The organism is Haloferax sp. s1 (genome assembly GCF_058382125.1).
In genome coordinates, this window is record NZ_JBZRPK010000564.1 from 1 (window position 1) to 7,585 (window position 7,585).

General features: G+C 58.5%; 7 protein-coding genes. 4 read left to right on the forward strand and 3 right to left on the reverse strand.

The features are described 5' to 3' along the window. The coding region (locus tag QT222_RS10445) for a saccharopine dehydrogenase family protein (RefSeq protein ID WP_491477132.1) at positions 1–910 on the forward strand (910 nt) is incomplete at its 5' end. Between the two features lie 40 nt (positions 911–950). Here the strand turns inward: QT222_RS10445 and QT222_RS10450 are convergent. Beyond that, positions 951–1,367: a PPOX class F420-dependent oxidoreductase gene (locus QT222_RS10450; RefSeq protein ID WP_004061061.1), complete on the reverse strand. Its 417-nt coding sequence runs from the start codon at positions 1,365–1,367 to the stop codon at positions 951–953. Positions 1,368–1,659: 292 nt separating this feature from the next. On the opposite strand from QT222_RS10450, the gene QT222_RS10455 reads away from it, so the two are divergent. Continuing rightward, complete coding sequence (locus tag QT222_RS10455; protein WP_491477137.1) at positions 1,660–2,115, forward strand: YbhB/YbcL family Raf kinase inhibitor-like protein; 456 nt, start codon at positions 1,660–1,662, stop codon at positions 2,113–2,115. A 438-nt stretch (positions 2,116–2,553) separates the two neighbouring features. Next, positions 2,554–5,310, forward strand: coding sequence for a UPF0182 family membrane protein (locus tag QT222_RS10460; RefSeq protein WP_491477133.1), 2,757 nt, complete (start codon positions 2,554–2,556; stop codon positions 5,308–5,310). 235 nt (positions 5,311–5,545) lie between these two features. Here the strand turns inward: QT222_RS10460 and QT222_RS10465 are convergent, their stop codons facing one another. Next, complete coding sequence (locus tag QT222_RS10465) at positions 5,546–5,815, reverse strand: hypothetical protein (protein WP_491477134.1); 270 nt, start codon at positions 5,813–5,815, stop codon at positions 5,546–5,548. A gap of 88 nt (positions 5,816–5,903) precedes the next feature. Here QT222_RS10465 and QT222_RS10470 point away from each other — a divergent pair, with 88 nt between their 5' ends. Beyond that, entirely contained in the window at positions 5,904–6,332 is a 429-nt protein-coding gene (locus QT222_RS10470; RefSeq protein ID WP_491477135.1) for a hypothetical protein, read from the forward strand. A 78-nt stretch (positions 6,333–6,410) separates the two neighbouring features. Here QT222_RS10470 and QT222_RS10475 read toward each other — a convergent pair whose 3' ends face one another. After that, on the reverse strand, positions 6,411–7,430 hold the full coding sequence (locus tag QT222_RS10475; protein ID WP_491477136.1) for a BtrH N-terminal domain-containing protein: 1,020 nt from the start codon (positions 7,428–7,430) through the stop codon (positions 6,411–6,413). Positions 7,431–7,585: the final 155 nt, after the last annotated feature.

The window sequence follows — 7,585 nt, forward strand, 5'->3', positions numbered from 1 at the left end:
CGTGTTCAGTCTGGAGCAGCCAGCAATCGTCGAAGACCAACTCGCGGACGTCGACGCCGTGTTGAACTGTGCAGGTCCGTTCGTGACTACTGCAGACCCACTGGTGGACGCCTGTCTCGAAACCGGAACCGACTATCTCGACATCGCCGGACGGGTCCAAATACTCGAAGCCGCTGCCAAGAGAGATGCCGACGTCGAGCAGGCTGGGATTACTGTCCTCCCCGCCGTCGGTTTCGACGCGGTGCCAACGGACTGTCTCGCCGCTATCCTCGCCGAGGAAGTCCCGAACCCCGACTGGCTAACGATGGCGATTGATGGTCTCGGGACCTTCTCTCCGGGAACAGTAAAATCAATTATCAAAAGTCTGGATCAGTCGGGAGCCGTCCGTGAAGATGGAGCGGTTCGGAGCGTTCCGGTCGCGTGGAAGACCCGTACGTTCGACTTCGGCGTTGAAGAGAAAACCGGCGTAACCGTTCCGTGGGGAACGGTCTCGACTGCCTACTATTCGACCGGCATCGAGAACATCGAGACGTATGCGACGGTCCCAGACATCGCGGTCAAAGTGATGCGCCGGATTCGTCCCCTCTCCCCGCTGCTGTCTTCGTCGCTCCTGCAGAGACTTCTCGTATCCGCCGTGGACCGAGTCGTCTCGGGACCGACGCCGGACCAACGCGCCCAGAACACGAACCGAATCTGGGCAGAAGTCACGAACGACGATGGGAGCCGGGCTGTGGCACGGCTTACGACGCCCGATACGTACGAGTTGACAGCGGCGACAGCCGTCGAGTCGGCACGCCGTGTTCTCGCGGGCGACGTCGAACCGGGATTCCAGACGCCGGTTTCGGCGTTCGATTCCGACTACGTAACCGAATTCGACGGCGTAACGCTAAACCGCGAAGAATCCGTCTGAACGCCGCGGTGACTTCGATAGTACTGCCGTCGCAGCCGGGTTAGTCGCTTCGCTCGGGTTCGTCGATAGCTCGTACTTGCACAGGTCGGATACGGACGACTACCCGAGGGTTCGGTTCGTCGTCGAGGTTCGGATACTCCGGCACGTCCATGAACTTCCGGGCGATGTGATGGACGTGTTCGACAGCGCCGTCTTCGGTTACACCGACGACCTCTCCGCTAATCGAGAGGTACCGGTACGGGTCGTCCGGATCGGTTACCGACACCCCAACGTTGGGATTGTTCCGGATGTTGCGTTCTTTTCGCCGCCCGCGCATGGTGTTGAACAGGACGTGTTCGCCGTCGTACTCGGCAAAGACAGGTGTGACGTGTGGCATGCCGTCGGGGAGGACGGTCGCGAGCTGTACGGGTGCACCGCGTTCAAACAGGTCCTGGAACTCCACGGGAATCGACGCCATACCCTAAGATTTCGTGTGCTACGGGTGAAAGGGTTACCCGTTGAAGAGAGATACTTCGTCGGGACAGGTGGTGAGAAGGACTTCAAGGCCTCTCTCGACGGAATTTATGATCAAAAGATATGTGTGTTCGTCACATATGCTGAGACAGCGAGTGATATCCGAATCTCCCACCCGCAGGACGATCGTCACAGTGGTTGCAGCAGCGCTTGCTGGCTGTACCGGAGACGGTGATGGTGATACGCCGACGTCAACGCCGATATCAGATAACTCAACGCTCGGCGACACCACGCCGATGGGGGATTTGCGGCTCACCAGTCCAGCCTTCGAGGATGGCGAAGCGATTCCGCGGAAGTACGGCCACGACGCCCAGAATATCAACCCGCCGCTGTCGATTGAGAAGGTTCCACCAGAAACCCAGTCGCTGACGCTTATCATGGACGATCCCGACGCGGTTGACCCTGCCGGTAAGGTCTGGCTTCACTGGATTGTCTGGAATATCCCGCCCGCTCGCACAGACATTCCCGAAGCTTGGAAGCCTACAGAAGCCATCGAGGGAACCAACGACTTCGGCAATCGCGACTACGATGGCCCCGCTCCACCTGATGATCGACACACCTATCGATTCAAACTGTACGCTCTCGATACGACCCTCGGCCTCCCACGAACGGCGAACAAACGTACTGTCGAAAAAGCCATGCAGGGCAAGCGGTTGGCACAAACGGTATTAAAAGGGACATACGCACCCTAAGGCCAGTTTGGCAGCTGATGTCAGTACGGAGAATCAGCGTCGGGCTCGTTCCGTGACTGCATACAATTGCTGTCGGTGACAATCTGTGGAATGTGTCCTCTGCATCTCGTCCGCCATCCGTTTGCGTGGCTTCTTCAGGCCTGTCTCGATTATTGTGTCAGTCTCAGCAGATCAGAGTAGCGGTAGAGGACCAGCACCCAATCACAGCTGGGTCGCGTGTTCGGTACGAACGGGAGACAGGTCTGCGCTACGAGGTCGATGCACACCACCCGAGTGGGGAACCTTCCTTCGCTCCACTACACAAAACCGACTGATGATGAGCCGTGATGTCAGTCGCTCACAGTGGTTTCGGATAAGCGTCTGCTTGGTGCGATGCACAAACCAGCCTAACCCAGTGAGCTGGCATGTCCTTTAGTGCGTTACCACCTATAATCTAGTATGTTGGTGAGTCGACGCCCGTGGAAACGACTGCTACTCGGACTAGTTGCAGTTTTCGCCCTGTACGGAATCGTCGCCCTCCCCTCGCTGTACGGCGACTTCCTCTGGTTTGCCGCCTTGGGATACGACTCCGTGTTTCTCACGATTCTCGCGTACTGGACTGTTTTGTTCGTCCTGACCGCGGGGATCAGCTTCCTTGTTCTCTCCACCAACTACCGTATCGCCACACAGAACCTCCGACGAATCGACGCGCCTGCACCGCCGTGGACCTATCGGGCAGGTATCGTCGTCTTCTCCGTTCTCATCGGCCTCATCCACGCGTCGGCGTGGGATACCGTTCTCCGGTTTCTCCATGCCACCCCGTTCGGCGTGGCCGACCCGATCTCCGGACGGGATGTCGCCTTCTACGTCTACACGCTGTCGTTTCTGAACCTTGTCGTGGGGTATCTCCTCCTCGTCGCCGCGGCGGGGACCGTCCTGTCACTGTCGCTCTACAGCCGTCAGTTCGTCGCCACCGCTGGAACAGTCTCTGACAGCGGGAACTCCTCCGATGTCTGGGCTTACTTATCGTATCTCAGAGAGTACGCCTATGCGCACGTCACGACCAATGTCGGGGTCCTGATGGTCCTGCTGGGTGCCGTGTTCGCCCTTGACCGGTACGAGCTATTTTTCTCCCCCCGCGGTGCCGTTTTCGGGGTCGGGGCCACCGACCGGACAGTGTTCTTACCCCTCCTCGGACTTCTAACCGTGACCGCTCTCATCGGCGGTCTCGTTGTCCTTGCTAACACGCGGTTTCAGGACGCCCGTGCGGTGTACGTACCCATTGCCCTGCTGGTCGGGTTCTTCCTCGTTGGCAACGCCGCTGGAGCCATCTATCAGGGCTTCGTCGTCGAACCGGACGAACTCAACAAAGAGGAGAAGTATATCAAAAACGAGATCGATTTTACCAACCGGGCGTACGCACTTGACCGAATCGAAGAGCGTGAGTTCCCCGTCTCCGAGACACTCACCCGGGAACAGATCGACGATAATCGGGGGACCATCGATAACGTGCGGTTGTGGGACCCCAGACCTCTCTTGAAGACGTACAACGAACTCCAAATCTTCCGGACCTACTACCGGTTCACTGACGTCGACATCGACCGGTACGAAGTAGACAACCAGGAGACGCAAGTGATGGTGTCTGCCCGCGAAATCGAATTTCGGGCACTTCCACCCGAGTCGCAGACGTGGGTCAACCGACACCTCGTCTACACCCACGGATTCGGAGTCGCCATGTCCCCCGTCAGCACGGTCACGGCGGACGGCTTACCCGCATTCTACATCAAGGACATCCCGCCGAACTCGTCGGCTGGCATCGAGGTAACTCAGCCACGTATCTATTACGGGGAGACAACGACCGACTACGCAATCGTGAACACGAAAACTCGGGAACTCGATTACCCGAGTGGTGGAAAGAACGTCTATACGTCGTACGACGGCGACGGCGGCACCGTGCTCGACTCGACGCTCCGGGAACTCGTCTATTCGATCAAGTTCATGGACCCTCGAATCGTCCTGTCGGACTCGGTGACTGCGGAGTCTCGATTGCAGTTCAACCGAGATATCCAAACCCGGGCACCAACCATCGCTCCCTTCCTCGAATACGACCGTGACCCGTACGTGGTGGTGTCGAATGGGAAGCTCTACTGGATCTACGATGCCTACACCACGAGCAACAACTATCCCTACTCAGACCGGGTTCGGTTCAGGGGGAAGCGGGTGAATTACGTCCGAAACTCAGTGAAAGTCGTCATCGACGCGCACACTGGCGAGACCACCTACTACGTCGCGGAACCCGACGACCCGCTTATCCAGACCTACCGGAAAGCTTTCCCGGGGTTGTTCGAGGACTTCGAGGAGATGCCTGCTGACCTCCGTCAACACGTGCGGTATCCCGAGGACGCCTTCCGAGTTCAGGCGCAGCAGTACCTCGTCTACCACATGAAGGACCCGCGGGTGTTCTACAACAAAGAGGACTCCTGGCGCATCCCGAACGAGATTGCCCGAGGGGAGGAGATTTCGATGGACCCCTACTACATCATCATGACGTTCCCCGGGGAAGAGGACCCCGAGTTCGTGATGATTCAACCGTACATCCCGGAGGGACGACAGAACATGATCGGCTGGCTTGCCGCTTGGTCCGACCCGCCGAACTACGGGACGCTCAAAGCGTTCCGCTTCTCGAAGCAGCGGTTGACCTTCGGGCCGATGCAGATCGAGTCGCGTATCGACCAAGACGCCGACATCTCCCAACAGATCACTCTCTGGTCGCAGGCTGGGTCGTCAGTCATCCGCGGGAATCTGCTGGCGATTCCGATCGACGACACCATCATCTACATCGAACCGCTCTTTCTCGAATCTCGGGAGCAAGGGTCGCTGCCGGAACTCAAGCGAGTCATTTTGGTCCACGGCGACCGAGTGACGATGCAGCCATCGCTCGACCGGGCGCTGGCGGTCCAAGCTGGGGCAGCCAGACCCGAAGCGGTGAGTCCCGATACCGGCCTGTCACAGGCTGAACTCGAGCGGGCCCAGACGTTGTACGACGAGGCCCAGGCGGCATTGGAGCGTGGCGACTTCGAGACATACGCACAGAAGATCACCGCGCTCGGCGAGTTGCTGGAAGCGTCCGAATCCCAACGAAGCACGCGATCTGAGACACGTTCGATTAGCAGCGTTCGCCCCAATCTCGCCAGTCGTGCGTATCGTGTAGCCTGACTTCGACCTCGATCCCGCACCCGGAACAGTAGAATGCGACCCGCTGATAGCCCGGTTGGAACTCCTCTGTTTCACCGTGGTCGGGACAGGAGACCCGAATCCCTCGTTCTGGCCCGTCAGGTCGCTCGATTTCGTAGAGAGTCATTGTCGTGGTTCGACCGCTTTACACGGGTATACCCGACGTATCTCCTTAACTCAGTGGGTCGCGAGTCTCCCCAACGGTAGCGTCTCATTTTCACGTGATGCAAAACCTAACGGCGAATCTCTCGGTACCCTCGTAGCCGATCTCCCTGATGTCGATTGTGGATGGCTCTTCACCGAGGGCGGCTAACTCATAGATGAGGTCCTCGTAGTAGTCGTAGTCGCAGCACATCCGACAGAACGGACCCTCGAACTCGACAACGAACGTGTCCGCCGCGTAGTCGATTAGTTCGGCCGTCGCCATCGGACTCCGATACTCGTTGTACGTTTCGATGGCTTCGTCGAGGGTGGCAGCAGAGACCATACGGTGTGTCTGAATCTATGACCAGCACGCACTAAAGGTACACTTCGGTGGGGATACGCTCTTTGGCGACCCGCACGTGAACTCCCATATGGCCTGGGACCCGAAGTCCGATATCGGTGAGCAACCGATACCCGTGCCGACACCAGACGAGCTCGTTGTGCACCTTCGAGAGGCGGGCGCGAAGTGTGTCTATCTCTCACGGGAGAGGGCTTTCCGCGAGGGCACGGTTCCCATCACCGTCACCTATGAATTCTCCCGTGAAGAAACGGAAGACGACGCGGAAGACGACACAGGGTCAGAGATGGTACACGAGATGTTGACGAGCGTATTCGACGCATTCGGCGATCAGATCTGGTTTCACGATCGGAAGTGGTTCCTCGACTGGAGCGTCGAGCCCGCGTTCACGGAGCCAGAACTGGACCTCATCCCCCTCTATGACCGTCGCGTCGAACGGAAACACGGCGACGGGTTCAATCTCTGGAATCTACGCTTTGTCTACGAAGCGTATCGAGAATGACTGCTCGTCCGGCGCGAAACGTTTGAGCTCCCGAATCGCCTCTCACTCATTGCTGTCGCCTCACTCCTTGCTGTCGCCTTACTCACTGCTATCGCTGCGTCCCAGTTCGTCGGCGATTTCTTCGAACACTGCCTCTTCCCGGTCTGCAATGTCGCCGATGAGGGTCGCGGCCTCCGCGAAGCGTGCCGGTTGCGGCTCGTCTTCCGCGATAATATCGTCAAGGAGCGTCTTGACGTTCCGCCACTCCTCACCGACGCTGGCCATTCGGTCAGCGAGGTCGTGGGCGAGTCCGGTCCGCTGTCCTAACTCTTCGAGCGCTTCGGCGTAGAGCACACGGAAAGCGGCCCCTTCACCGTGTTCGTCGATGCTTTGTCGAGCAGCCCGTACCGGTCGGACTGGTTCGGGCAGCTCCGGCCATGTTCCGAGATAGTCTGCGAACGAGCGTAGTGCTGGGATTCCTTCCTCACCCGGCCCCCGTGCGTCTCGCTTTATCTGAAGTGGGTCGAGTATATACGTCGCGGCTTGCCGAAGGCCGGCAGCGGCCGCATCGGTTCCGTCTGCTGTGATTCTTGCACGGGTCACGACGAGATATTCGTTGTCCAGCGGCACAAACCGGTCAGCGGACCAGGCGTCCTTGAGTGTCGAGCGCGACACCTCCGTTTGTTCCTCCATCGCTCCATCCGAGAGCTGTACCGTCTCATCGTCGTATCCAGTCATCACTGCGACGTGGGGTGGCAGATGGGGGAAGTCATCAGGGAGATAGTCCAGGGAAGCCGGGTCGAGGAACAGTATAATCGGGTCGTCCGCGTCTACACGAGCGGTCGTCTCCTCCCAGGCTGTCTCGAAGTCATCGTCTGCTTTGGACAAGTGAGAGATACCGAGTCGCTCGAAGAAGGCCCGCTCCAGCCAAGTCGGACTGGTCCGGAACGTAACCCAGGACTCCTCGGGATGCTCGTAGAGGACGAACGCTGGACCTCCACCGATACCGAAACAACTTGCCTCGCTGTAGTTCCACCCGTAATACTCAGTGACGTTCCTGAGCGCCGCTGCTCCACAGTGGACTCCAGATTGATGGTCGTACCCTTCGATGAGCTCCATACGAAATGTACGTTCGATGGATAGTTAACTCCACCTGAGACGGGGGACTCAGCGAAGCAGTTCGGACTCGGTTCCGTTCACACTCCAGACGAATTTCACCGAGTTTGGTACGGGTCCTCAACATATTCAACCGATGCCTGCCTCTAGCTGGTATG

Excerpts from the sequence above, each read along its gene's own strand:
- QT222_RS10450 (WP_004061061.1), bottom strand. The coding sequence starts at position 1,367 with ATGGCGTCGATTCCCGTGGAGTTCCAGGACCTGTTTGAACGCGGTGCA.
- QT222_RS10455 (WP_491477137.1), top strand. The coding sequence starts at position 1,660 with ATGGGGGATTTGCGGCTCACCAGTCCAGCCTTCGAGGATGGCGAAGCG.
- QT222_RS10460 (WP_491477133.1), top strand. The coding sequence starts at position 2,554 with ATGTTGGTGAGTCGACGCCCGTGGAAACGACTGCTACTCGGACTAGTT.
- QT222_RS10465 (WP_491477134.1), bottom strand. The coding sequence starts at position 5,815 with ATGGTCTCTGCTGCCACCCTCGACGAAGCCATCGAAACGTACAACGAG.
- QT222_RS10470 (WP_491477135.1), top strand. The coding sequence starts at position 5,904 with ATGGCCTGGGACCCGAAGTCCGATATCGGTGAGCAACCGATACCCGTG.
- QT222_RS10475 (WP_491477136.1), bottom strand. The coding sequence starts at position 7,430 with ATGGAGCTCATCGAAGGGTACGACCATCAATCTGGAGTCCACTGTGGA.